The following is a 317-nucleotide window of genomic DNA, read 5'->3' as shown; positions in this document are numbered from 1 at the left end:
CGCCGCCGTCGGGGTGCGGCCCAGCTTCTTGACGTCGATGTGGACCAGTTCGCCGGGTCGGGCGCGTTCGTAGCGGCGGACGGGCTCGCCGGTGGCCCGGTCCAGGGCGGCCAGTGGCGGCAGGCCGTGCCGGACCAGGATGCGGTGGGCGGTCGAGGCGGCGATGCCGCATCGGACGGCCAGTCGTAGCGGCCCGATCCGGTGCTCGCGTCGCAGCCGGAGAACGTGCTCCTCGACGGCGGCCGCGGTCCTGCGAGGCTGGTGGTGCGGGCGGCTGGAGCGGTCGCTCATTCCGGTGACGCCGAGCTGCCGGTAGC

The 317-nt window shown here is 75.4% G+C and carries 1 pseudogene; it reads right to left on the bottom strand.

What is annotated here, in order from left to right:
• Positions 1 to 317 (bottom strand): annotated as a pseudogene (locus tag OO69_RS48485) (IS481 family transposase); the annotation flags it as partial.

The organism is Streptomyces sp. NRRL F-525 (assembly GCF_000716605.1).
In the GTDB taxonomy this organism is placed as follows: Bacteria; Actinomycetota; Actinomycetes; order Streptomycetales; family Streptomycetaceae; genus Streptomyces.
The sequence above is the reverse complement of the archived record's forward strand: the minus strand, read 5'-3'. Positions and strand labels throughout refer to the sequence as shown.